This window comes from Williamsia sp. Y844 (assembly GCF_056786475.1).
In genome coordinates this window covers 314,405-336,145 of the sequence record NZ_JBXCJB010000003.1, presented here as the reverse complement: position 1 = coordinate 336,145, position 21,741 = coordinate 314,405, and the positions used below count along the sequence as shown (strand labels likewise).

At 65.5% G+C, this 21,741-nt stretch carries 20 protein-coding genes and 6 tRNA genes; 16 read left to right on the top strand and 10 right to left on the bottom strand.

Translation table 11 applies throughout. The features are described 5' to 3' along the window. Positions 1-83 precede the first annotated feature (83 nt). The 3 genes from AC1TQG_RS18410 to AC1TQG_RS18400 are packed head-to-tail and all read right to left on the bottom strand — an operon-like array spanning position 84 to position 2,971. The gene (locus tag AC1TQG_RS18410; RefSeq protein WP_482139285.1) at positions 84-524 is read right to left on the bottom strand and encodes a TIGR02611 family protein; all 441 of its coding nucleotides are present in this window, start codon (positions 522-524) and stop codon (positions 84-86) included. Between the two features lie 33 nt (positions 525-557). Next, positions 558-1,835, bottom strand: a complete 1,278-nt coding sequence (locus tag AC1TQG_RS18405) for an acyl-CoA dehydrogenase family protein (RefSeq protein WP_482139284.1) — start codon at positions 1,833-1,835, stop codon at positions 558-560. Next, positions 1,832-2,971, bottom strand: coding sequence for an acyl-CoA dehydrogenase family protein (locus AC1TQG_RS18400; RefSeq protein ID WP_482139283.1), 1,140 nt, complete (start codon positions 2,969-2,971; stop codon positions 1,832-1,834). Before AC1TQG_RS18400 ends, AC1TQG_RS18405 begins: the two co-directional genes overlap by 4 nt. 154 nt (positions 2,972-3,125) lie before the next feature. On the opposite strand from AC1TQG_RS18400, the gene AC1TQG_RS18395 reads away from it, so the two are divergent. Together AC1TQG_RS18395 and AC1TQG_RS18390 are read left to right on the top strand one after the other, a co-directional pair. Continuing rightward, the gene (locus AC1TQG_RS18395; RefSeq protein WP_482139282.1) at positions 3,126-3,752 is read left to right on the top strand and encodes a DUF2461 domain-containing protein; all 627 of its coding nucleotides are present in this window, start codon (positions 3,126-3,128) and stop codon (positions 3,750-3,752) included. Between the two features lie 76 nt (positions 3,753-3,828). After that, entirely contained in the window at positions 3,829-5,334 is a 1,506-nt protein-coding gene (locus tag AC1TQG_RS18390; protein WP_482139281.1) for a cellulase family glycosylhydrolase, read from the top strand. Positions 5,335-5,392: 58 nt separating this feature from the next. Here AC1TQG_RS18390 and AC1TQG_RS18385 read toward each other — a convergent pair. After that, positions 5,393-5,464: transfer RNA gene (locus AC1TQG_RS18385), tRNA-Val, on the bottom strand. Between the two features lie 240 nt (positions 5,465-5,704). Here AC1TQG_RS18385 and AC1TQG_RS18380 point away from each other — a divergent pair. From AC1TQG_RS18380 to AC1TQG_RS18340, 9 genes are all read left to right on the top strand, one after another. Beyond that, a tRNA-Gly gene (locus tag AC1TQG_RS18380) sits at positions 5,705-5,776 on the top strand. A gap of 17 nt (positions 5,777-5,793) precedes the next feature. Next, positions 5,794-5,867: transfer RNA gene (locus AC1TQG_RS18375), tRNA-Cys, on the top strand. 32 nt (positions 5,868-5,899) lie between these two features. Continuing rightward, positions 5,900-5,974: transfer RNA gene (locus tag AC1TQG_RS18370), tRNA-Val, on the top strand. Between the two features lie 44 nt (positions 5,975-6,018). Next, positions 6,019-6,093: transfer RNA gene (locus tag AC1TQG_RS18365), tRNA-Gly, on the top strand. Positions 6,094-6,119: 26 nt separating this feature from the next. Further along, positions 6,120-6,194, top strand: a tRNA-Val gene (locus tag AC1TQG_RS18360). Between the two features lie 182 nt (positions 6,195-6,376). Beyond that, positions 6,377-6,964, top strand: coding sequence for a TetR/AcrR family transcriptional regulator (locus AC1TQG_RS18355; RefSeq protein ID WP_482139280.1), 588 nt, complete (start codon positions 6,377-6,379; stop codon positions 6,962-6,964). Then, positions 6,961-8,274 (top strand): glycosyltransferase, encoded by a 1,314-nt coding sequence (locus AC1TQG_RS18350; protein ID WP_482139279.1) that lies wholly within the window; start codon positions 6,961-6,963, stop codon positions 8,272-8,274. The genes AC1TQG_RS18355 and AC1TQG_RS18350 overlap by 4 nt, the downstream gene beginning before the upstream one ends. A 72-nt stretch (positions 8,275-8,346) precedes the next feature. After that, on the top strand, positions 8,347-8,511 hold the full coding sequence (locus tag AC1TQG_RS18345; RefSeq protein WP_482139278.1) for an SDR family NAD(P)-dependent oxidoreductase: 165 nt from the start codon (positions 8,347-8,349) through the stop codon (positions 8,509-8,511). 8 nt (positions 8,512-8,519) lie between these two features. Then, positions 8,520-9,083, top strand: a complete 564-nt coding sequence (locus AC1TQG_RS18340) for a GNAT family N-acetyltransferase (protein ID WP_482139277.1) — start codon at positions 8,520-8,522, stop codon at positions 9,081-9,083. 12 nt (positions 9,084-9,095) lie between these two features. On the opposite strand, the gene AC1TQG_RS18335 is transcribed toward AC1TQG_RS18340, so the two are convergent. Beyond that, positions 9,096-9,665, bottom strand: coding sequence for a YdeI/OmpD-associated family protein (locus tag AC1TQG_RS18335; RefSeq protein WP_482139276.1), 570 nt, complete (start codon positions 9,663-9,665; stop codon positions 9,096-9,098). A 50-nt stretch (positions 9,666-9,715) separates the two neighbouring features. Next, the gene (zapE, locus tag AC1TQG_RS18330) at positions 9,716-10,729 is read right to left on the bottom strand and encodes a cell division protein ZapE (protein WP_482139275.1); all 1,014 of its coding nucleotides are present in this window, start codon (positions 10,727-10,729) and stop codon (positions 9,716-9,718) included. Positions 10,730-10,763: 34 nt separating this feature from the next. Between zapE and AC1TQG_RS18325 the strand changes: the two genes are divergently transcribed. The 3 genes from AC1TQG_RS18325 to AC1TQG_RS18315 are packed head-to-tail and all read left to right on the top strand — an operon-like array spanning position 10,764 to position 14,456. Beyond that, positions 10,764-11,549 (top strand): dihydrofolate reductase family protein, encoded by a 786-nt coding sequence (locus AC1TQG_RS18325; protein ID WP_482139274.1) that lies wholly within the window; start codon positions 10,764-10,766, stop codon positions 11,547-11,549. Positions 11,550-11,575: 26 nt separating this feature from the next. Beyond that, a complete protein-coding gene (locus tag AC1TQG_RS18320) occupies positions 11,576-13,153 on the top strand; it encodes an alpha/beta hydrolase (RefSeq protein ID WP_482139273.1) in 1,578 nt (525 codons plus the stop codon). 55 nt (positions 13,154-13,208) lie between these two features. Beyond that, positions 13,209-14,456, top strand: coding sequence for a glycosyltransferase family 87 protein (locus AC1TQG_RS18315; RefSeq protein WP_482139896.1), 1,248 nt, complete (start codon positions 13,209-13,211; stop codon positions 14,454-14,456). A gap of 113 nt (positions 14,457-14,569) precedes the next feature. Here the strand turns inward: AC1TQG_RS18315 and hemQ are convergent, their stop codons facing one another. The 3 genes from hemQ to hemE form a co-directional block, all read right to left on the bottom strand. Further along, complete coding sequence (gene hemQ, locus AC1TQG_RS18310; RefSeq protein ID WP_482139272.1) at positions 14,570-15,265, bottom strand: hydrogen peroxide-dependent heme synthase; 696 nt, start codon at positions 15,263-15,265, stop codon at positions 14,570-14,572. Between the two features lie 63 nt (positions 15,266-15,328). Further along, complete coding sequence (hemG, locus tag AC1TQG_RS18305) at positions 15,329-16,693, bottom strand: protoporphyrinogen oxidase (RefSeq protein WP_482139271.1); 1,365 nt, start codon at positions 16,691-16,693, stop codon at positions 15,329-15,331. Further along, positions 16,690-17,739 carry a uroporphyrinogen decarboxylase gene (gene hemE, locus AC1TQG_RS18300; protein ID WP_482139270.1) on the bottom strand — a complete coding sequence of 350 codons (1,050 nt, stop codon included), beginning with the start codon at positions 17,737-17,739 and terminating at the stop codon, positions 16,690-16,692. Before hemE ends, hemG begins: the two co-directional genes overlap by 4 nt. Before the next feature lie 74 nt (positions 17,740-17,813). Here hemE and AC1TQG_RS18295 point away from each other — a divergent pair, with 74 nt between their 5' ends. Both AC1TQG_RS18295 and AC1TQG_RS18290 read left to right on the top strand, forming a co-directional pair. After that, complete coding sequence (locus tag AC1TQG_RS18295) at positions 17,814-18,407, top strand: DUF3000 domain-containing protein (protein ID WP_482139269.1); 594 nt, start codon at positions 17,814-17,816, stop codon at positions 18,405-18,407. Then, complete coding sequence (locus tag AC1TQG_RS18290; protein ID WP_482139268.1) at positions 18,404-19,687, top strand: HRDC domain-containing protein; 1,284 nt, start codon at positions 18,404-18,406, stop codon at positions 19,685-19,687. The genes AC1TQG_RS18295 and AC1TQG_RS18290 overlap by 4 nt, the downstream gene beginning before the upstream one ends. Before the next feature lie 72 nt (positions 19,688-19,759). Here AC1TQG_RS18290 and dxs read toward each other — a convergent pair whose 3' ends face one another. Further along, on the bottom strand, positions 19,760-21,685 hold the full coding sequence (gene dxs / locus AC1TQG_RS18285; protein ID WP_482139267.1) for a 1-deoxy-D-xylulose-5-phosphate synthase: 1,926 nt from the start codon (positions 21,683-21,685) through the stop codon (positions 19,760-19,762). Between the last annotated feature and the right edge of the window lie 56 nt (positions 21,686-21,741).

Here is a 21,741-nt window from a genome sequence, read left to right as displayed (position 1 = left end):
CCGGGTTCCATGTCAATCCATGATCGTAATGCCGACCACCCGGCCGACCCACGTCCGGTTGCCTGCGGCGGGAGCAGACGCGGTCAGAAAACGGGGCTCGCCAACCACGTCCACTCGATGCCAACCCAGCCGGCGGCCATCGCCAGGGCGCCGAGCACCCACAGGGTTCCCACGACGATGGCACAGGTCAACAACCAAAATACGGCCTGAACAGACCAATGCTGCGCCGAGATCCAGTCCATCCATTTGTCGTACTTGCCCTTGGCAAACGTCAACAGACGGTGGGCCCACGCGAACTCCGTCGCCAAGATGCCCAAGCCGGCGAAGACGATCAGCCAGCCCGGACCCGGATACGGGATGGCCACGATCCCCAGTGCCAACACTGCGGCGCCGATGACCCCGACCGCGCAGCGATAGACCAGGTTGAGCGTGCGCCGATGCCGAATGTCTTTGCGCTTGTTCGATATCGCCTGCAGGAAGCCCTTGGCGTCACGTTGCTCCACAGTGCCCCCACTTCGATCCATGGTGACAGCTTACGTAAGCAGTTGTGCGCCGGTTCAGCTGCCGGAGCGACCCCTCGGCACGTCGCGGAATGCCAGGTTGACGTCGTGAGTCTGCTCACGCGGCATCCCGAGCAGTCGCTCGCTGATCGCGTTGCGGGCCATCTCGGTGGTGCCGCCTGCGATCGTGGAGACCTGCCGCATGAGGTTGTCCACGCCGCGTTCGGCGACCGCGCCGTCGTCGCTGTCCCATGCGGCACCGGAGGCATCGGTCAGCTCGTATCCGATAGATGTGGAGCGCACGGCGGCCACACCGGTCATCAACCGGGCGATGCTCGCCGCCTGATCCGACACGGTCTTCTTGGCAATACCGCGCGAAATACGCTGTTGCAACGCATCTTTGACCACATCGAACATCCGCGCCTCGCCGATCAGATCGCGACTGATCGGATCGTCGGCCCGGCCGGAATCCTGCAGCACCTCGACCAGCTCGGGCACGCGCGAACCACCGCGGGCCGAACCGGCAGGCATCGTCGTATACGGCGAGTGATGGGCCATCCGCTCATGGAACATCCAGCCGGTGCCGACCTTCCAGCCGTTGTCGATGTCACCGACCCGGTCGCTGTCCGGGACCCTGACGTCGGTCAGGTATTCCTGGCAGAACTCCCGCGACCCGTTCAGGAGTTCGATGCGATGCACCTCGATGCCGGGCTGGCGCAGCGGCAGCATGAACACCGTCAGACCCCGATGCTTGGGGACGTCCCAGTTGGTGCGGGCCAGGCACAACGCCCAGTCCGACCACCAGGCGCCGGTGGTCCAGATCTTCGACCCGTTGAGCACCCACTCGTCACCGTCACGCACCGCGGTTGTCAACGCGCCTGCCACATCCGACCCACCGCTGGGTTCGGAGAGGAACTGCATCCAGATCTCCTCGCCCTTCAAGATGGCGGGGATGTGCTGCTTCTTCTGCTCTTCGGTGCCGTAGTCGAGGATGACACCCACACAGGGCGCGAACGTGGGCGACTGCAGACGGGCCGGATACTCGTAACCGCCGAGCGCGTCGTCGAGGGCTTTCAGGTGGGCCCGGGTGAGTCCGCGCCCGCCGTACTCGCGCGGGATGCAGATGCCGGCGAATCCGGCGTCGTAGAACATGCGCTGGACCTCACGCTCGCGCGCGACGAGGGCGACTTCCTCTTCGTCGCTGCCCTCATTACGCATGACCCCGATGTGGGCGGCGGGGTCGGAACGCTTGAGATTGTCCTGAACCCAGGCCCGCGCGCGGGCGCCGAACTCCTCGACGGATTCGATCTCGGTGTCTGTATTGGGGGCGGTCATACCGTGGCCTCCTGGCGCAGGACGATGTCGGCGATGCGTTGACGGTGATCGGCAGGTACACCGAAGGTGGATCGATTGGCACTCGCGCGCCTGCTGTACAGGTGCAGGTCGTGTTCGAACGTGACACCGATGCCGCCGTGGATCTGCACACAGTCCTGCATCAGTTCTTCGCCGTACTGACCGATGTAGGCCTTGGCGGCACTGACGACTTCCGCAACGTTCGGGACCTGCGCAGCGACTGCCGCTGCGGCGGCGTCGGCAACGGCGTGACTGGCTTCGAGCCACATCTTCATGTCGGCGAAGCGATGCTTGATCTCCTGGTAGGAGGCCAGGGCCCGGCCGAAGGAATAGCGGTCGAAGGCCCACTCGAGTGTCATGTCGAACACCGACTGCATCGCGCCGACCGACTCGGCGCAGCTGATCACGATCGCCACCTGACAACCGCGGGTGACGGCCTCGCGAGCCTGCCCCGGCTCACCGACCAGCGCCGAACGCGGCACGCGGACATTGTCGAAGTCGACGGCCGCGTAGCGCCGGGTCAGGTCGATCGATTGCAGGGGCTTGACCGTGACGCCGGTGGCGGTCCGTGGGACGAGCACCTGCGACAGGCCTTCACCGGTCCGCCCGACCACGAGCAGGTGGTCGGCGGCGGCAGCGCCTTCGACGGGCCGCTTGGTCCCGTGGACCACCACCTCGTCGCCGTCGATGGTGATCGAGGTCGCGGGGACGGCCACCAATGATTTCGGGTTCGGCCGGGCCAGTGCCCAGGCCGCGGTCGCCGTGCCTGCCAGAAGTGCTTCGAGCACCGCAACGTGATCATCGGAGCCGTCGGTATTCAGAAGTGAGGCGACGACGTTCGTGGGCAGCAGCGGGCCCGGCGCAGCGTGGCGGCCGAACTCGTGGGCCACCAACGTGAGGTCGGCGAGCCCCGACCCACTGATGGATCCACCCCCGTGCCGCTCGTCGACCAGCAGGCTGGTCCAACCCAGCTCGGCGCCTTTGCGCCAGTAGTCCGACGGATACCCGACCGGGTCGTCCCGAAGACGACGGAGTTCGGCAACCGGCACCTTGGCGGACAGGAACCGGTCCGTGGTGTCCCGGAAGAACTCTTGATCGTCAGTCAGTTCCAACAACATGGGCGTGGACGTCCTCACCTCGGTCGCACCTGCGGATACACAAATCTCTCTGAGCGAGAACGTAATTCTCATCCAGAATTCAATTAGTAGCCGCTCGGGGCCTACCGGGGCAAGTGGAGGTCACCGGCGAATCACGCCCACGTAGAATTCGACGATGAGCTTTCAGGGCTTCCCCGAGGCCGCACTCGACTTTTACGACGACTTGGAGCAGGACAACTCCAGAGCGTTCTGGGATGCGCACAAAGAGACGTACCAACTCGCTGTCGCAGGTCCGATGAACGAACTCACCGAAGCGTTGAGCGACGAGTTCGGTGCGCCCAAGGTGTTTCGTCCCTACCGCGACGTTCGGTTCGCCAAGGACAAGACGCCGTACAAAACGCACCAGGGAGCGTTCGTGGCCGTCGGACCGGCGACCGGCTACTACGTACAGATCGGCGCTCCGGGTGTGAAGGTCGCCGTCGGCTACTACGACTCGTCTGCTGAACGACTGGCGAATCTGCGGTCCGCGATCGACAACGACCTCTACGGCCCCGAACTGGAACATCTCGTCGATGCCATGCGGGCGAACGGTTGGGACATCGGCGGGAGCCAACTCAAGACCGCGCCCCGCGGGTGGGACGTGAACCATCCACGGATCGCGTTGCTGCGCCACAAGACCCTCACCGCCACCCGCGACTTCGGGTTCGACGAGTTCATCCATACCCCAGCACTGGTCGACCGCGTGCGTGCGGAGTGGCGAGCGGGCACACCACTGGTCGAATGGGCGATGCGCCACGGATAACGGCGCGACGACGAATCCTGGATGGTTGACTGATCGGAACCTGAACCCCGTCCATGGGCTACCACCAAGGATTCTGATGACAACCGGATCGTTGCGGCCACGTGCCGGCACCATCGTGTCCCTCGTCGTGATGCTGACCATCGCGACACTGCTACTCCCCGCGGCCGGATCCAGCGCCGATCCGCGGATGTCCTCGGCCGGCACGAATGGGGTCAGCACGGATGGACGGTGGCTGATCGACGCCCGCGGACGCACGATCTACCTCCACGGATTACAGATCGCCCACAAGAAGCCTCCCTATCACCCGCCTGCAGAAGCGGTCACCGATCGGGATGCCGAGCTGCTGACGTCGTTGGGCGTCAACTCCGTTCGGCTCGCCTGGTTCTGGAAGGGTTTGGAACCCACCCGCGGCGTTATCGATCAGGCCTATCTGAACGAGATCCTCCGCGAGATCGACGTGCTGACCCGGAACGGGATCTGGGTGCTGCTGGAGTTCCATCAGGACAACTACAACGAAAAGGTGAACGGCGCCGGATTCCCGGACTGGGCCACCTTCACCGACGACTGGCCGAATCCACCGGAGATCACCCAAGGTGCCTCGGCTTTCACCAACCCCGCACTGCAGCGGACGTTCGACAATCTCTACGCCAATCGGGACGGCATCGCTGATGCGATGGCGGGCGCGTGGCGCACCCTCGCGCAAGCGGTCCAGTCCGAGGACATCGGCAACGATCATCTCCTCGGCTACGACCTGTTCAACGAGCCATGGCCGGGTACGGCGTTTCCGAGCTGTCTGCCGCCGGGTGGGTGTCCGGACTTCGACAAGAACCAGCTACAACCGCTGCAGGACAAACTCGCCCTCGCGGTGCGTTCGGTCGACCGCGCCACCCCGGTGTTCTATGAGCCGCATCTGATCGCCGACATCGGATCGCCGACGTTCCTACAGCCGCCACCGGCCGAAGTCGAGCCGGTGGTGTTCGGCTTCCACGATTACTGCGGTACCTCGCTGGCGACCAAGAGCGCCGACCAGGAGTCCACAGCGCTCGGGTATCCGGCCTGCCCCGAGCTGGACAACACCGTCTACCGCAATGCGATCAGTGCGGCCGACCGGATGGGTGCGGCGGTGGTGCAGACCGAGTTCGGCGACACGCAGGACGTGGTCGAGATCGAACGCATCATGCAACTGAGCGACAAATACCTGACCGGCTGGATGCTCTGGGGCTACAAGGACTGGATCGACTATCCGGGCGGCATCGGCGACGGCGACCTGTTCGACGATCCCGATGACATGAGCACCATTCGGCAACCGATGGCGGATGTGATCGCACGTCCGTCTCCGCAGGCGATCTCTGGGGTGCCCACCCGCTATTCCTACGATCCGGCAACGGGACGCATGGTGCTGGACTGGACGCCACGTGCGGGCGTGCGCGCACCAACCGAGATCTTCGTCCCCGTCGACCGCCACTATCCGGGCGGCTACACGGTCCGGGTGACCGGCGGACAGGTGACCTCAGCACCGAACGCGCAGTTGCTGGAAATCGAGAACACCGGAGGCACGGTCGCTGTGGAACTCACTCGCTGATGTCGCCCCGGATCTCCACGGAACTTACACGAATACCTGCAAATAACGCCTGACCTTGTGGTCCCGGCTGGGATCGAACCAGCGACCTTCCCGGTGTGAACGGGACGCTCTTCCACTGAGCCACGGGACCAGATTGTCGTGACCGAAATCCTTCGGTTGCGACCGGAAGACATTAACACGACGACCCCGCGCGTAACCAAATCGCAAGGTCGATCCCACCAACCCCACCGACACCACCCGAAACTCGATCAACACGGGCGCCGCCTTCACCGAAAACCGGGCTGATCAGGCGATTTGTGACTTTGCGGGTCGGTCCGATAATGTTTGTCCTCGTTGCCAGGACAGCATGACCAAGACCCTGGTTCCGAATGCGGATGTGGCGCAGTGGTAGCGCATCACCTTGCCAAGGTGAGGGTCGCGGGTTCGAATCCCGTCATCCGCTCGATCGAGATTCACCGTGGCGGTGTGGCCGAGTGGTGAGGCAACGGCCTGCAAAGCCGTGCACACGGGTTCGATTCCCGTCGCCGCCTCCACAAGTTGGATAGGCTAAAACTAAACAAGTCTTGCGCGATTAGCTCAGCGGGAGAGCGCTTCCCTGACACGGAAGAGGTCACAGGTTCAATCCCTGTATCGCGCACCATCGTTGAAGAAGCCCCGGTTTGTACCGGGGCTTCTTCAACGAATGCGGATGTGGCGCAGTGGTAGCGCATCACCTTGCCAAGGTGAGGGTCGCGGGTTCGAATCCCGTCATCCGCTCCAAAAAGAACGAAGTCCCCCGTGAACAAGCGCGATTAGCTCAGCGGGAGAGCGCTTCCCTGACACGGAAGAGGTCACAGGTTCAATCCCTGTATCGCGCACCATGGTTCGAAAGGAAAAACCCGGCCCTGCGGCCGGGTTTTTCTTGTGTCCAGGTCGATCCACACGTTTGAGTAACCCCTACCACCTACAGCCGGGCCGCTCATGCGGCCCGGCTTTTTGCATACTTCGAATGAATTCGCTTGACCGTCACTCAAGTCAGTGCTTGAGTGGCAGTCAAATGAAAATGACACGTACGTACACCCAGACCGGCCGCGCCGAGAGCAAAGTTGCCACCCGGGAGCGAATCCTCGCCGCCGCGAAGGACCTCTTCATGGAAAAGTCCTTCGAGGACGTGACGCTCGCCTCGATCGCCAAGGCATCGGGTTGCTCACACCAGACCGTGCTCAATCATTTCGAATCCAAGGCCGGAGTGGTCCTCGGATTGGCCGAGTCGCTGGCGGAACAGACCAACGTTGCCCGTCACGCCGCGCGGCCCGGCGACATCAGTGGTGCCATCAGCGCACTGGTCGGCGAGTACGAGCTGATGGGCGATGCGAACGTCCGGTGGGCGATGTCCGCCGATCGCTTTCCCGACCTGGCCGCCGCATTGGACAACGCCCGGACCTTTCACCAGCAGTGGTTGGCAGCGATGTTCGGCGACCACCTGCCCACCGAGCCGGACGCACGCGCGCATGCACTGAACACCTTGCACGCGGCCACCGATGTCTACGTCTGGAAACTGCTGCGGCGCGATCTCCGTCTGAGCCGATCGGCAACCGAACAATCGATGGCCGATCTGGTCGTCGGCGCCCTGAAAGGAACCAGAACATGAACGCTCACACGTATCTCTTCGCGCTGGTCGACGGCGGCGGCACGGTACCCCCTGAACTCGGTGCCGCCCGCAGACTCATCGAACGTGGCCACCATGTCACCGTCCTCGCCGAGGATTCGATGATCGCCGATGTCGAAGCCATCGGCGCGACTTTTGTGCCCTGGACATCCGCACCGAATCGTCCCTCACGCAGCGCGCAGGACGATCCTCTGCAGGATTGGGAATGCTCGAACCCGATCGCGTTGTTCACCCGGCTCCGCGATCGTCAGTTCGTCGGCCCGGCTCCCGCCTACGCCCGCGACATGGTCGCGGCCATCGACAAGGTGCATCCCGATCTGGCGATCTGCTCGTTTTTCGCGGTCGGCGCGATGGTCGCAGCGCAGGCCCGCGGAGTTCCGTTCGATGTGCCGTTTGCCAACGCCTATCTCCTGCCCGCGAAAGACATGCCGCCGTTCGGCCTCGGACTGCGGCCGGCCGACGGCCGGCTGACCCGACTCCGTGATCGCATCGTCCGGACACTGACACTTCGGCAGTGGAACAAGGGCACCGAGGCGCTGAACGCACTGCGGGTGGCCTATGGACTGGCTCCGGTGCCGGAGTTCTTCGATCAGGTGCACGCGGCGCGCAAACACCTCGTGCTCACCTCTGCCGAGTTCGACTTCCCCGCGCAGATGCCGGATCACGTGCGGTACGTCGGAGCTGTCCTCGACGACCCGGCATGGACCGTCTCGACTCCGTGGACGCCTCCCCCAGGTGATGCCCCATTGGTCCTGGTGGCCCTCTCATCGACATTTCAGGACCAGGTGGACTGTTTGCAGCGCATCATCGACGCGCTCGCGCAGATGCCGGTTCGCGGCTATCTGACCACCGGACCGGCGATCGATCCCGCCTCCCTGGACGCCCCCGACAACGTCACCGTGGTCACCGCGGCGCCCCACTCTGCGGTCCTGGAACATGCCCACGCGGTCATCACCCACGCCGGCCACGGCACAGTTGTCCGCGCCCTGGCTGCCGGTGTACCGATCGTCGCGATGCCCCATGGCCGGGACCAGGCCGACAACGCCGTCCGCGTCAGCGCCCGGGGCGCCGGGATCACGCTGCCGCGCAAAGCAACACCACAGAAGATCGCGGAGGCCACACGGCGCGTCCTGGAGGTTCCGTCGTACGCCGAGGCCGCAACCGAACTCGGCGCGATCATCAGGCGCGACGCGGCAGCGGGCACCCTGGTCGCCGAACTCGAGGACATCGAGGACACCGCGGACACCGGAACCGTCGACTCCGAACCGTCGACGTCGGGGCGTCAAGGGTGATGAACTAAAGGGTGTGCTCGAGAACTACGCGGCCGAGGTCCATCTTCTGACGCCCCGCACGGGAGGAACACCATGAGCGAGAGCCCTAACGGCACCCCGGTAGCGGTGATCACAGGCGCTTCGTCGGGTATCGGCGCCGCCACCGCCCGGTCACTGCACGCGTCCGGGTACCGCATCGCCCTGTTGGCTCGGCGGATCAACGAAATCCTCCTCCGCCCAGCCGACCAACAAGGATGACCGGCCACATGCCCGAATACGACACGGCGCAGATCCTCATCGCCGCGCCAGAAGACGCCGCGGAGATCGCGGCCGTTGCGGCCGTGACCTTCCCTCTCGCGTGCCCGCCAGAACTCACGATCGCCGACATCGACGACTTCGTGGCCCACAACCTCACGACGGAACATTTCCTGGCGTTCATGGCCGAGCCCACACACCACGTCTTCAAGGCCGTCGACCCGGCCACCTCGGCGATCACCGGGTACGCACTTGTCATCGACGAAGAGCCCACTGATCGCGACGTGCTGGCCACCATCACCGAACGCCCGGTGACCATGCTGTCGAAAATGTACGTGCTGCCCGGCCATCACGGCCGCGACACGTCGGCCGGGTTGATGGCCGCGACGCTGGGCCACGCAGCGGAGGCCGGTAGTGCGCTGGTCTGGCTCGGCGTCAACCAGAAAAACATACGGGCACAACGCTTCTACCAAAAAATGGGATTCGGCATCGTGGGCCACAAGACCTTTCAGGTCAGCGGCACCAGGTGTAACGACTTCATCTTCGCGCGCAGGCCAGAAGACGGTTCCGTCTGAGCCGACACCCGGTCAGGGCCGCTCGCCCCTGGCAGCTTTCTCGACGATCGAGGCGATGCGCCTACGCTTCGTCTCCGGCCTCTTGGCCATGGCGATCTGCGTCAGCGCGAACTTCCGCACGCTGGGCGGGAATCCGTCCCAGTGACCGCGGGCCGTCGGATCGGCGTCGAGCGCAGATGCCAGCTCCGCCGGTTCGATGAGAGCCTCGGCGTCCTCGAGGAGGTTCCACAAGCCGGTGGCCTTGGCATCGTCGATCACTGCTTGTCCCGGCGGCCGCATTCGGCCTTCCGCGATCAGATCGGCGACTCGCGCCTTGTTCGATGCCGCCCACGCACTGCTGCGCCCTCTGCGGGTGAACCACAATCCACGACGCTCATCGTCGATGGATCGGGTGTGGCCGTCGATCCAGCCCCAGCAGAGTGCCTCTCTGACGGCCCCGTCGTAGTCCAGGGGCACTTTGCCGGACTCTTTGCGCCAGAACACAAGCCACACACCTGGTGACGTGTCGTGGTTGTCTGCGAGCCACCGACTCCACGCCGCCAGATCGGTCGGGTGCACGTGGGGTGCCTCGGGGTCAGCCATCTGACCAGCCTAAGGCCAGGACGACCCACCCCGGATCGAGTCGCTGCCGGCTACCTGGATTCGGCGAACCGCGAGAGCGCCAGCAGACGAGAGGTCGCTCGCAGGTACTTCTTGCGGTAACCACCGTTCAACATCTCTTCGGTGAAGATCTCGTCGAGCTTCGAGCCCGAGACCATCAGCGGGATACCTGCGTCGTACAACCGGTCGGCGAGGACGACGATCCGCAATGCCACCGTTTGATCGGCGGCCGGGTGCACCCCGGAGACGCAGGCGACGCTGACGCCTTCGACCAATGCCTTGTACTTCGACGGGTGCAGTTTGGCCAGATGCGCGCACAGCTCGTCGAAGTCGTCGAGGGTGGCGCCCGGAGTGTTCTCAGCCAGTTCCCGCAGTTCGGCATCCGAGTGAGGATCGGGCGCGGGCGGCAGGTCACGATGGCGATAGTCGGGGCCGTCGACGCGAATGGATTCGAAGACCGCCGACAGCTTCTTGATCTCCCGCAGGAAGTCCTGGGCTGCGAAACGGCCCTCACCGAGCTGTCCGGGCAACGTGTTCGACGTCGCGACGATCGAGACGCCCTTCGCCGAGAGTTCGGTCAGCAACCGTGACACCAGCATCGTGTCACCGGGATCGTCGAGTTCGAACTCGTCGATGCACAGCACCGTGTGGTCCGAGAGTCGCTCGAGGGCGTTGACGAAACCGAGGGCACCCACCACGTGCGTCACCTCGACGAACGTCGCGAACGCCTTGGGTTCGGGCATCGCGTGATAGATCGAGGCCAGCAGGTGGGTCTTACCGACACCGAATCCGCCGTCGAGGTAGAGCCCGATTCCGGCCTGCGATGCGGACTTGCGTCCGAACAGGCCTTTCTTGCCGCCCTTGACCTTCTTGGCACGTTCGACGAATGCGCGTGCAGCAGCAACCGCCTGAGCCTGGCTCGGCTCGTTGGGATCGGGTATGTAGGAGTCGAAACTGACCTCGTCGAACATCGACGGCGGGACCATCTCACCGATGAGGGCCTCGGGTGCGACCTGCGGCGTGCGGTCGCTCAGACGTGCTGGCATGTCGAGAGCCTAGTCAAGTGGTCAGAATGGTTCCGTGCACCCATTGACGAAAGCGACCCAGCTCACAGGAACCCGGTGCAACGACAGCGCGGAAACCACGGTGGCGGACATCGGTTCCGAGGCTCTCGCGGACCTCTACGCCTATCCCCCGGCGCCGGCCGACGGCGTGGTGATGCGCGCGAACATGATCGGTTCCATCGACGGCGCCGCGGTGGTCGACGGCCTTTCCGGTGGCCTCGGCGGCGACGGCGACCACCAGTTGTTCATGGTGCTGCGCGGGTTGGCCGACGTGGTCGTCGTCGGGGCTCGAACCGCGATCGCGGAAGGCTACGGGCCGGTGCAGGCCAACCCCGACCTCGCCGAGCGTCGCACCGGATTGGGTCAATCCCCGAGGGCGACACTGGCATTGGTGAGCAGCTCGCTCAGCATCCCCTCCGACAATCCGCTCATCACCGATGCCGACACCGAAATCCTCACCTGCCGCAACGCTCCCGTTGACGCGCGCGCACGCCTTCTCGAGGCCGGTGCCACGCTCGTCGATTGCGGCACCGACAGTGTCGACATGACCGCGGTTGCCGCCCACCTGGCCCGCAGTGGCAGGCCGCGGGTCCTCTGCGAAGGCGGTCCGTCGCTGCTCGGCACACTGCTCGAACAGGATCTGCTCGACGAGTTGTGTGTCACGGTCGCACCGCTGCTCACCGCCGGAGATACCAAGCACCTCACCGCGGGCGGCACCGCCGGCCGCCGGATGCGACGGGCACACGTCCTCGCCGACGACCAGGACTACCTGTACGTGCGCTGGGTGCGCGATCCGCGATGACACCGGCGGCCAGTACCCTCGCCATCATGCGACGCCCCACCGTGATCCGCCGCCGGCTCCGACTGTGCGCGGTTGCCATGGCGGTGACGATCGGCACGCTCGCCGGTTGTTCCGCCGGTCCGGACCCCGGCCCCGATCTGGTGATCAAGCAGGACGGAAATGGGGAGCAGGCGCCATCGACCGCGAAGGCCCCGCCTCCACTGGACGCGCCCGCATCGGACCTCAACTGGAGCGAATGCACCGACCAAACGGTCGATCGTTTCGGCGTCGCCTCGCTGCCCGACGGCATCACCCTCGACTGCGCGAACTACACGAACTCGGTCACACCCGGTGTCCAGAGCATGGATTCTGTCCTGGTGTCCGCGGTGCGGGCCCGATCATCGGCGACTCCTGCCGACGCGCCACCGCTGGTCCTGACCTCTGGCACCGATCTCGCCTCGGCCCGAACCCTGGTGTCGCTGGCCTCCGGAGACGGCGCCGCCCTACTGGCAGGCAACCCGGTGGTCGCCGTCGACCGTAGGGGCACCGGCGAGTCGCTCCCCCTCGACTGCATGACCAACCTCGAACGCAACACGCTCCTGAGCAACGGCTTCAGCGTGCCTGCCGATGCGACCGCGGACCGCGAACGCCGCCTCACCGCCGCCGCGACGTCGGCATCCGACGGCTGCACGGAGACCCTGAGCCCCCACCAGGTGCAATTCACCACCAACAACGCAGCCGCGGACCTCGAGGAACTGCGCGTCCTGTGGGACGTCGAGCGCATCGGGATCATCGGGGTCGGGAACGGCGCCGCTGTGGCACTGGCGTACGCCGGTCTGTACACCGACCACGTTGCACGGCTGATCCTCGACACCCCGGCCCCATACGGCGCCAACGCCCAGAGCTCGGCCCAGCAGATCGCGGAGGGAACCACTGCCGCCCTGCGCACCTTCGCCGAACAGTGCCGGGCGGTGAGCTGTTCACTCGGCGCCGATCCCGCGGCCACCATCGCCGGGCTCCTCGACCGGGCCCGTGCCGGTGAGGTCGGCGGGCTCTCCGATACCGACATCCTGCTCGCGCTGACCACCACCATCGCGCTGACACCCGGTGACCGGCCCGATGTCATCGCGGCCACCTCCGACATGCTGAGCAAGGCCGACGACGGCACTATCGGTCCGTTGCGCGCGGCGATCGAGCAGGCCAGGGAGCTGCGCGGCAGCGACGGTCAGCTGCTCTCGCGCTGCAACGACACCACCGAACCCGTCGGCCAGAACCAGGTCGCGGACCTCATCACCCAGTGGAGTCAGCAGTACCCCCTGACCGGAGGCAATACGGCGCTCGGTCTCCTGCGATGCAACGGATTCCCCTCCGGCGACGCCGCGCCGTCCCTGCGCGAGCTGCCGGTGCCCGTCCTGGTCCTCCGGGGCGCAGGCGACCCGATCAACGGTCCCGTGGCGACGGACGGCGTCAACGGCGGTTTGGTGGCGGCCGGCGCCGACTTCTCGATGCTGACGTGGGAAGGGCTCGGGTACTCGGTGACCGCCCACTCCGACTGTGCAGGCGAGGCGGTCATGTCGTACGCCCGCTCCGGGGAGCCCCCGACGACGGGCGCATGTCCGGCCTGAGTCCCGTGTCGGCCGCCGCGACCACCGGCGACCGTAGTACGGTGCGGCAGTGCCGATGAATGACACCCGCGACGACGAACATGTGACGACCAGCCCTGCAACGATCCGTGATCGGCTGCTGTTTCCGCAGGTCGACATCGGCCGCATAGTGACGATGGTGCTGTGGCCTGCGGCCATCCTGATGGTGATCCAGCGGTCTCTGATCCTGGGTGTCAACGGCGATCGAACCGACGATTTCGCACCGGTGTACCAGGCCGCACTCGCGTTTCTGCGCAACGAACCCGTCTACGACGGCAACTACAACACCGTCGATCCGCATTACCTGTATCCGCCGTCCGGCACCATGCTGATGGCGCCGCTGGGGTATCTCGACCCGGAAAAAGCCCGCTGGCTTTTCATCTTCGCCTCGGCGGCAGTCCTGGTCTTCTGCGCCTTCCTGATCACCCGGATGTTCGGGTATTCGTGGCGCTCCCCGGTGATGCCGGTGGTGCTGTTCGTGTTCTTCCTGTCCGAGAGCGTCGCGCACACGCTGATCTTCGTGAACTTCAATTCCTTTGTACTGCTGGGTGAATTGCTGTTCATGACCTGGGCACTCAAACGCAAGGATCTGTGGGCCGGTATCCCGTTGGGTATCACGATCGCGGTCAAACCGGTTCTGGCCGTGCTGCTCCTGTTGCCCCTGCTCAACCGGCAGTGGAAGGTGTTCATCGGCGCGATCGGAATGCCGATCCTGCTGACCGCGATGGCCTGGCCGCTGTCGGCCGACCCCATGGACTTCTTCACCCGCACAGCGCCGTACCTCTTCGAGGCCCGCGACTACTACAACAGTTCGATCGTCGGCAGCGGCGCCTACTTCGGGGTCGACACCTGGTTGGTCTGGCTGTTGCGTCTGGCCTTTGTGGCGATGGCGGCGTTCAGTCTCTGGTTCCTGTACCGCTACTACCGGAAAACCGACGAATTGCTGTGGATGGCAACCTCGTCCGGCGTTCTGCTGTGCACCTCGTGGCTGGTCGGTTCACTCGGCCAGGGCTACTACTCGATGCTCCTGTTCCCGCTGCTGATGACCGTGCTGATGCGTGGCTCGGCCATCCGGAACTGGCCGGCCTGGCTGGGCATCTACGGCTGCTTCACCTTCGACGCCTACTACTCGATTCGGTGGGAAGCACTCGGTCGGGCCATCGAATACAACAAGGTCACCTGGGGCTGGTCACTGCTGATGATCGCGGTGTTCTGTTCGCTGCTCTTCCGGTACCTCGATCTTCGAAAGCGAGATCAACCGATCCAGGCCGAACAACTGGCCTGACGCCACGGCCACAAACCTGACACCACCGGCGCAAACGAGCCGGATATACGAAGACGAGCCACATATGTGTGGCTCGTCTTCGTATATCCGGCTCGTCTATGTGTGCCGCCAGATCAGGGCAGGGAGGCGATCAACTTGTCGACCTCGACCCGCGGCCCGGTGTAGAACGGTGTCTCCTCGCGCACGTGCATGCGGGCCTCGGTGGCCCGCAGATCACGCATGAGGTCGACGATCCGGTGCAGTTCGGGTGCCTCGAAGGCCAGCAACCATTCGTAGTCGCCCAGAGCGAACGACGAGACCGTGTTGGCGCGCACGTCCTTGTATCCGCGGGCTTCCTTGCCGTGGTCGGCGAGCATCTTGCGACGCTCCTCGTCGGGCAGCAGGTACCACTCGTACGAACGCACGAACGGGTACACGCAGATGTACTTGCCCGCTTCCTCACCGGCGAGGAAGGCCGGGATGTGGCTCTTGTTGAACTCGGCCGGGCGATGCAGGGCCACATTGCTCCACACCGAGTTGCTGGCCTTGCCCAGGATGGTGGTGCGGCGGAAGTCGGCGTAGGCGGCCTGGATCTGTTCGACCTCTTCCGAATGCCACCAGATCATGAAGTCGGCATCAGCTCGCAGGCCGGCGACGTCGTAGAGACCGCGGACCACGACGCCGCGCTCTTCCAACGAATCGAAGAACTTGGTGGCGTCGGCAATCGCCTCGGTCCGATCGTCACCCAGTTCTCCGGGGCGAACCGAGAAAACTGAGAACATCAGATAGCGGACGGTGGCATTGATTTCGGCATAATCCAGGCGGGTCATGGATTTCATACTGCCACCCACCGACACCGTCTCGGCAGCCCAGGGGCACCGATGCGCGGAAGGTCAGGCGGTCAGGTCGGCGACGAGTTGGCGCGCGGCCAGGTCGGCCCGGCCGACACAGGCCGGGACCCCCACCCCGTTGTAGCTGGCACCGGCCAGGGCCAGGCCGCGCGGACGTCTGCGATCGAGCTCGGCGATCAGTTCGGCATGCCCGGTCCCGTAGCGCGGCAGCCCGGAAGGCCATCGCTGCACCACGGCGTCGACCGGACGCAGAGGTTCGCCGCGGCCACCGGAGATCCCGATGACGGTGGACAGGTCGCGCCTGGCCCAGTCGATGAGCTGATCGTCGTCGATGTCGGTGACGGACGCGCCGAACCGGCCGTAGGACGCGCGGACGAGGGCGCCGTGGCCTGCCAGATGCGGCCACTTCTGACTGCTGAAGGTGAACGCCTTGGCCCGCACCACGGTTTCATCGCTGGCCACCAGCACTCCGGACAATTCCGGCAAGATCACCTCCGGCCCCAAAGCCAGTGCCACCACGGCGGATCCGGAGATGTCGACGCGCGACAGCGGCTTCGCAAGGTCGGGCTCAGAGTTCATGACCCGGGCTGCGGCCGGCGCGGTGAGCGCACAGACGACCCCGTCGTAGGCGACGCCGTCGACAAGCCAGCCGCCGTCGCCGCGACGGATGTCGGTGACGATGGTCCCGGTGCGCAGCGTCGCCGCGGACCGCTCGATGAGAACGTCGATGAGTTCGGAGTATCCACCCGCCATTGCACCGAAGATCGGCCCCTGCCCCGATGCGGCGCCGAGCAGGTCGCTCACAGCTGCGGTGAGACTGGATACCCCGGCATCCAACTTCGCGGCAAGCCCGGGCAGCACCGCCCGCAGACCCAGATCGTCGGCCCGCGCCGAATAGACGCCGGAGAGCATCGGATCGACACTGCGGTCGACCACCGAGCGGCCGAAACGCTGCGCGACCAATCCCCCGATGGAGACGTCCTGACCGGACGTCCACTCGAGCGGGCGGGAGGGTTCGTCGGTCATCAACGCCAGATCGGCGGGTTCGGCGAGGTGCGCGACCACTGCCGGATCGGCGGGGATGCCCATGAGTGTGGGCCGCGCCATCGGTTCCAGGACCGAACGCGCCAGAATCCGGGGACCGAGGGTGCCCGGATGCACCATCCGCGACGAGATGCCGAGTTCGGCCAGCAGCGCCGGGACTTCTGGGCGACGCACCAGGAACGCTTCGGCGCCGACATCAAGCCGCACGCCGGCCAGGTCGACACCCTTGAGGGTGCCGCCGAGCCGGTCGGTGGCCTCGAAAAGGTCGATGGTGGCGTTCGGCCCGAGCAGTGCCCGCAGACGATACGCAGCCGTCAGACCGGAGATACCGCCACCGATCACTGCCAACCGCGATGGGTTCACAGCGAATGCACCAGCTCCACCACCCGCGTCAGCATGGTCGGGTCTGTGGTCGGCAGTACGCCGTGACCGAGGTTGAAGATGTGGCCCGCAGCACCGGCGGCCATTGCGGCGTCGGCTTCGGCGGCGATGCGACGGACGTGGGTTTCCACGACCTCCCACGGCGCGAACAGCAACGCCGGATCAAGATTGCCCTGCAGTGATTTGCCGGGTCCGACGCGACGCGCAGCCTCGTCGAGCGGGATCCGCCAGTCGACACCCACCACGTCGGCGCCCGCGGTACCCATGTCGTGCAGCAATTCACCCGTTCCGACACCGAAGTGGATGCGCGGTACGTCGTAGGACGCGAGTTCGGCGAACACCCGAGCCGAATGCGGCCTGGCGTAGGTGCGGTAATCGGCGACCGACAGGGCCCCGGCCCAGGAGTCGAACAACTGGATGGCATCGACGCCGGCTTCGAGCTGTACCCGCAGGAACGCGATCGTGATGTCGGCGAGTTTGCCGACCAGTTCGTGCCACACCGCGGGCTCGGAGTACATCAGCGCTTTGGTGTTCTCGTAGTTGCGGCTCGGACCACCCTCGATCAGATACGACGCCAGGGTGAACGGTGCACCGGCGAACCCGATCAGCGCGGTGTCACCGAGCTCTGCCTTGAGGAGCTTGACCGCTGACGAGACCGCACCAACGGCCTCCGGCCTCAGGATCGGCAGGGCCTGTATATCGGCGTGGGTGCGCACCGGATTGGCGATCACCGGACCGACACCGGAGACGATGTCAAGGTCGATGCCTGCGGCCTTGAGTGGAACAACGATGTCGGAGAACAGGATTGCGGCGTCAACACCGTGGCGGCGGACCGGCTGCATCGTGATCTCACAGACCAGCTCCGGATCGAAGCAGGCCTCGAGCATCCCGCGACCGGCGCGGATCTCCCGGTACTCTGGAAGCGAACGCCCAGCTTGGCGCATGAACCACACCGGACGGCGACTGGGAACCTGCCCCCGGGCAGCCGCAACCAGCGGAGAGACAGTGCGAGCATCATGTTCAGACATCACCTCCACATGCTGCCATGCGCCCCTCGGCGCGCCTCCGCTGCGTCCGACCTGATCGGCCCTACGGTCGAGCAGTGACCACATCCGGAGCCTCGACCGAGCCTGCGGTCTTTCGCAGCGCAATCGAATCGATGCATGCGGCCAAGGTCCGGTCGGAGATCGAACTCGGCAGCATACGTCCACCACAACGACTTGCGCCTTACAGTTACGCCGTCGGCGCAGAGGTGACCCAACCTGACGACGGCGACATCGCTACAGATTCCGACGGGACCGCATTCGGCCGATTGATCCTGCTTTACGACCCCGACGGCCATGAGGCCTGGAACGGCACGATGCGCCTGGTGGCGTTCATCCAGGCCGAGATGGAGGCGGATCTTGCCACCGATCCACTTCTGCCCGAGGTTGCCTGGAGCTGGCTGACCGAGGCGCTCGAGAAGTCGGACCGCGTGGACGTGACCGCCCTTGGCGGCACCGTCACGTCTACGACCTCGGTTCGCTACGGCGACATCGCCGGTCCCCCGCGTGCGCATCAGCTGGAACTGCGCGCGTCGTGGACAGCCACCAACGACGACCTCAGTGGCCACGTCGAAGCCTTCTGCAATGTGCTCTCACTCGCTGCCGGACTCCCGCCGACCGGCGTGACACGTCTCGGGTTTGCCGAAGCGTGACCGATTCCGACACACCGGAGCCGGCGGCAGAACCCGCCGGGCCTCCGGCCATCCCGCTGACTGCACCGGCCGACGGTGTTCCGCCGGTCCTGACCACACCGCAGGAGTTCGCCGACGCCGCACGGCGGCTGGCCGACGGAACCGGCCCGATCGCCCTCGACACCGAACGCGCATCGGGTTTTCGCTACTCCGGACGCGCCTACCTGATCCAGATCCGGCGCAACGGCAGCGGGACGATGCTGATCGACCCGATCGAGCACCCCGAGGCACTCGGTCCGGTGGCCGACGTCCTCGACGGTCCGGAGTGGATCCTGCACGCCGCCGACCAGGACCTCCCGTGCCTGCGCGAGTTGAACTTCCGGTGCGCGGCGCTCTACGACACCGAGCTGGCAGGCCGGCTCGCCGGCATCCCCAGGGTCAACCTGGCCGCCATGGTCGAACACTTCCTCGGCCTCGGACTGGTCAAGGGTCACGGCGCCGCCGACTGGTCCCGTCGCCCACTGCCGGACGAGTGGCTGAACTATGCGGCGCTCGACGTCGAGGTCCTGATCGAGTTGCGGGACGCAGTACAGGCAGCACTGGTCGAGGCAGGTAAGGACACTTGGGCCGCACAGGAGTTCGAGGCGATCTTGGCCCGGCCCGATCCCGTACCCCGCCCTGATCGCTGGCGGCGGGTCTCGAAGATCCACACCATCAAGTCACCCCGGACCTTGGCCGCGGTGCAGCAATTGTGGAACACGCGGGAAGACCTGGCCCGTCGGCGCGATACCGCGCCGGGTCGCATCCTTCCGGATTCCGCGATCGTGGCCGCCGCGGTCGCAGACCCGAAAACCCTGGACGAACTCTACAAACTGCCGGTCTTCGGTGGTCCTCGCCAACGCCGGCTCGCCGGACGCTGGATGGACGCGCTCGAGACAGCACGCACCCTGCCCGACAGCGAACTGCCCTCGCGACGGCCGCCGACCACCGGTCTGCCGCCGGTCAATCGGTGGGAAGGCAAAGAACCAGCGGCCGCAGCGCGCTATACGGCTGTTCGCGCCGGGTTGACCGAACTCGCCGAACGGGTCGATGTGCCGGTTGAGAACCTGTTGCTGCCCGAGCTCGTCCGCCAATTGTGCTGGGAGGGTATCGCTTCGCCGTCGACGGACACGGTGGCCGAGCGATTGACGGCAGGCGGCGCTCGCCCCTGGCAGGTCGAACTGACCGCACCCGTGATCGCCGAAGCGCTGACCGCTCCTCCCGCGACCGTTCCTCCCGCGACTGCACCACCCGCCGAATAGATTCGCCCCACTTACGCACAAACGCTCCGGTTGCAACCGGAGCGTATGCGAGAAAGTGGAGCGAATCTCTGCTCAGCTGATGTCGTTGAGATCTTGTTCGTCGGCGCTCGACAGCGGTGCCTGCATACTCGAGACCATGGCGGTGATCGCGCGGGCCACATCCTGTGCGGTCAGGCCGAGTTCGTCGAGCAGCTCACCCCGCGACGCCTGGGTCAAGAACCTCTGCTCGATGCCGACATCCCGCACCGGCGTCGAAATGTTCTCGGCCCGAAGCTTTTCCGACACCGACGAACCGACACCGCCGTGCACGCCACCGTCCTCGACCGTCACGACCAATCGATGCGCCTGTGCCAGTCCGGCAATCGACTCGGGCACCGGCAGCACCCAGCGAGGATCGACCACAGTGGTACCGATCCCCTGCTGCGAGAGTCGGGCCGCGGTGTCCAGCGCCAATGACGCGAACGGTCCGACCGCGACGATCAACACGTCAGCGCTTTCACCGCGTGCGGGCCGGTGCAGCACATCGGTGCCGTCGGAAAGTCGTTCCACCGCGCGGATGTCCTCCGGGACTGCACCTTTCGGGAATCGCAGCGCGGTGGGTCCGTCGTTGGTCTCCAGCGCTTCAGCCAGTTCCTCACGCAGACGCGCCGAGTCGCGGGGCGCGGCCACGCGCATCCCCGGCACGATCGACATCAGCGACAAATCCCACATGCCGTTGTGACTCGGACCGTCGGGTCCGGTGACCCCGGCCCGATCGAGCACCAGCGTCACCGGCTGCTTCAACAGGGCAACGTCCATCAGCAACTGGTCGAAGGCCCTGTTCAGAAATGTCGAATAGAGCGCAACCACGGGATGCAGACCACCGAGGGCGAGGCCGGCGGCCGAGGTCAGCGCATGCTGCTCGGCAATACCGACGTCGAACATCCGATCCGGGAAACGCTCACCGAACGCCGCGAGACCGGTAGGACCTGGCATGGCCGCGGTGATCGCGACGACGTCCTCGCGATTGCTGCCCGCCTCCACCAGCGCGGCCGAGAAGACCGAGGTCCAGTCCGGCGCCGAGACGCTGGTCGACTTGCCGGTCTCGGGATCCATGATGCCGGTCGCGTGCATCCGGTCGGCGACATGGTTCTCGGCATGGTGATACCCCATGCCTTTACGGGTGACGGTGTGCACGATCACCGAACCACCGAACGACTTGGCCTGGCGGAGCGCGTTTTCCAGCGCTTCCTGATCGTGTCCGTCCACCGGCCCGACGTACTTGATGCCGAGGTCGGTGAACATCGCCTGCGGTGCCAGTGCATCTTTGATGCCGGTCTTGAGGCCGTGTAGCGCGGCGTAGGCGATCTGGCCGAGCAACGGCAGTTTCAGCACTGCCCGCCGGCTCTCGTCGAGGACACGCTCGTAACCGGGCTGCAGGCGCAGGCCGGACAGGTGCCGTGCGAAACCGCCGATGGTCGGCGCGTAGGACCGTCCGTTGTCGTTGACGACGATGACAACCGGGCGATCGCCGGCCGCGATGTTGTTGAGGGCCTCCCAGCACATGCCGCCGGTGAGTGCGCCGTCGCCGACCACGGCAATTACGTGCCTGTCCTGCTTCGTCAGCTCGAAGGCCTTGGCGAGTCCGTCCGCGTAGGACAGGGCCGCGGACGCATGCGACGATTCGATCCAGTCGTGCTCGCTCTCGGCACGTTCCTGGTAACCGGTCAGACCACCACGTTGACGAAGGGTGTCGAAGCGATCTTTGCGGCCGGTGACGATCTTGTGGACGTAGCTCTGGTGTCCCGTGTCGAAGAGCACAGCATCGTTCGGTGAATCGAAGACCCGGTGGATGGCCAGGGTCGTCTCGACGACACCGAGGTTGGGTCCGAGGTGACCACCCGTGGCGGAGACCTTCGCGATCAGGAACTCGCGGATCTCGCCGGCCAGATCCTGCATCTGCGCAACGGTCAGTTCGCGCAGGTCGGCGGGCGAATCAACCGAATCCAGCACGCTCATCCAACATCCTCTCAATGATGTATCTCGCGGCGAAAGACGTACTTCGCCACCGGTGC

Excerpts from the sequence above, each read along its gene's own strand:
- AC1TQG_RS18345 (WP_482139278.1), top strand. The coding sequence starts at position 8,347 with ATGAGCGAGAGCCCTAACGGCACCCCGGTAGCGGTGATCACAGGCGCT.
- AC1TQG_RS18410 (WP_482139285.1), bottom strand. The coding sequence starts at position 524 with ATGGATCGAAGTGGGGGCACTGTGGAGCAACGTGACGCCAAGGGCTTC.
- hemQ (WP_482139272.1), bottom strand. The coding sequence starts at position 15,265 with ATGACCCGCCTGGATTATGCCGAAATCAATGCCACCGTCCGCTATCTG.
- AC1TQG_RS18395 (WP_482139282.1), top strand. The coding sequence starts at position 3,126 with ATGAGCTTTCAGGGCTTCCCCGAGGCCGCACTCGACTTTTACGACGAC.
- AC1TQG_RS18355 (WP_482139280.1), top strand. The coding sequence starts at position 6,377 with ATGACACGTACGTACACCCAGACCGGCCGCGCCGAGAGCAAAGTTGCC.
- hemE (WP_482139270.1), bottom strand. The coding sequence starts at position 17,739 with ATGTCTGAACATGATGCTCGCACTGTCTCTCCGCTGGTTGCGGCTGCC.
- dxs (WP_482139267.1), bottom strand. The coding sequence starts at position 21,685 with ATGAGCGTGCTGGATTCGGTTGATTCGCCCGCCGACCTGCGCGAACTG.
- AC1TQG_RS18335 (WP_482139276.1), bottom strand. The coding sequence starts at position 9,665 with ATGGCTGACCCCGAGGCACCCCACGTGCACCCGACCGATCTGGCGGCG.
- AC1TQG_RS18400 (WP_482139283.1), bottom strand. The coding sequence starts at position 2,971 with ATGTTGTTGGAACTGACTGACGATCAAGAGTTCTTCCGGGACACCACG.
- AC1TQG_RS18350 (WP_482139279.1), top strand. The coding sequence starts at position 6,961 with ATGAACGCTCACACGTATCTCTTCGCGCTGGTCGACGGCGGCGGCACG.
- AC1TQG_RS18315 (WP_482139896.1), top strand. The coding sequence starts at position 13,209 with ATGAATGACACCCGCGACGACGAACATGTGACGACCAGCCCTGCAACG.
- AC1TQG_RS18320 (WP_482139273.1), top strand. The coding sequence starts at position 11,576 with ATGCGACGCCCCACCGTGATCCGCCGCCGGCTCCGACTGTGCGCGGTT.
- AC1TQG_RS18340 (WP_482139277.1), top strand. The coding sequence starts at position 8,520 with ATGCCCGAATACGACACGGCGCAGATCCTCATCGCCGCGCCAGAAGAC.
- AC1TQG_RS18390 (WP_482139281.1), top strand. The coding sequence starts at position 3,829 with ATGACAACCGGATCGTTGCGGCCACGTGCCGGCACCATCGTGTCCCTC.
- zapE (WP_482139275.1), bottom strand. The coding sequence starts at position 10,729 with ATGCCAGCACGTCTGAGCGACCGCACGCCGCAGGTCGCACCCGAGGCC.
- AC1TQG_RS18405 (WP_482139284.1), bottom strand. The coding sequence starts at position 1,835 with ATGACCGCCCCCAATACAGACACCGAGATCGAATCCGTCGAGGAGTTC.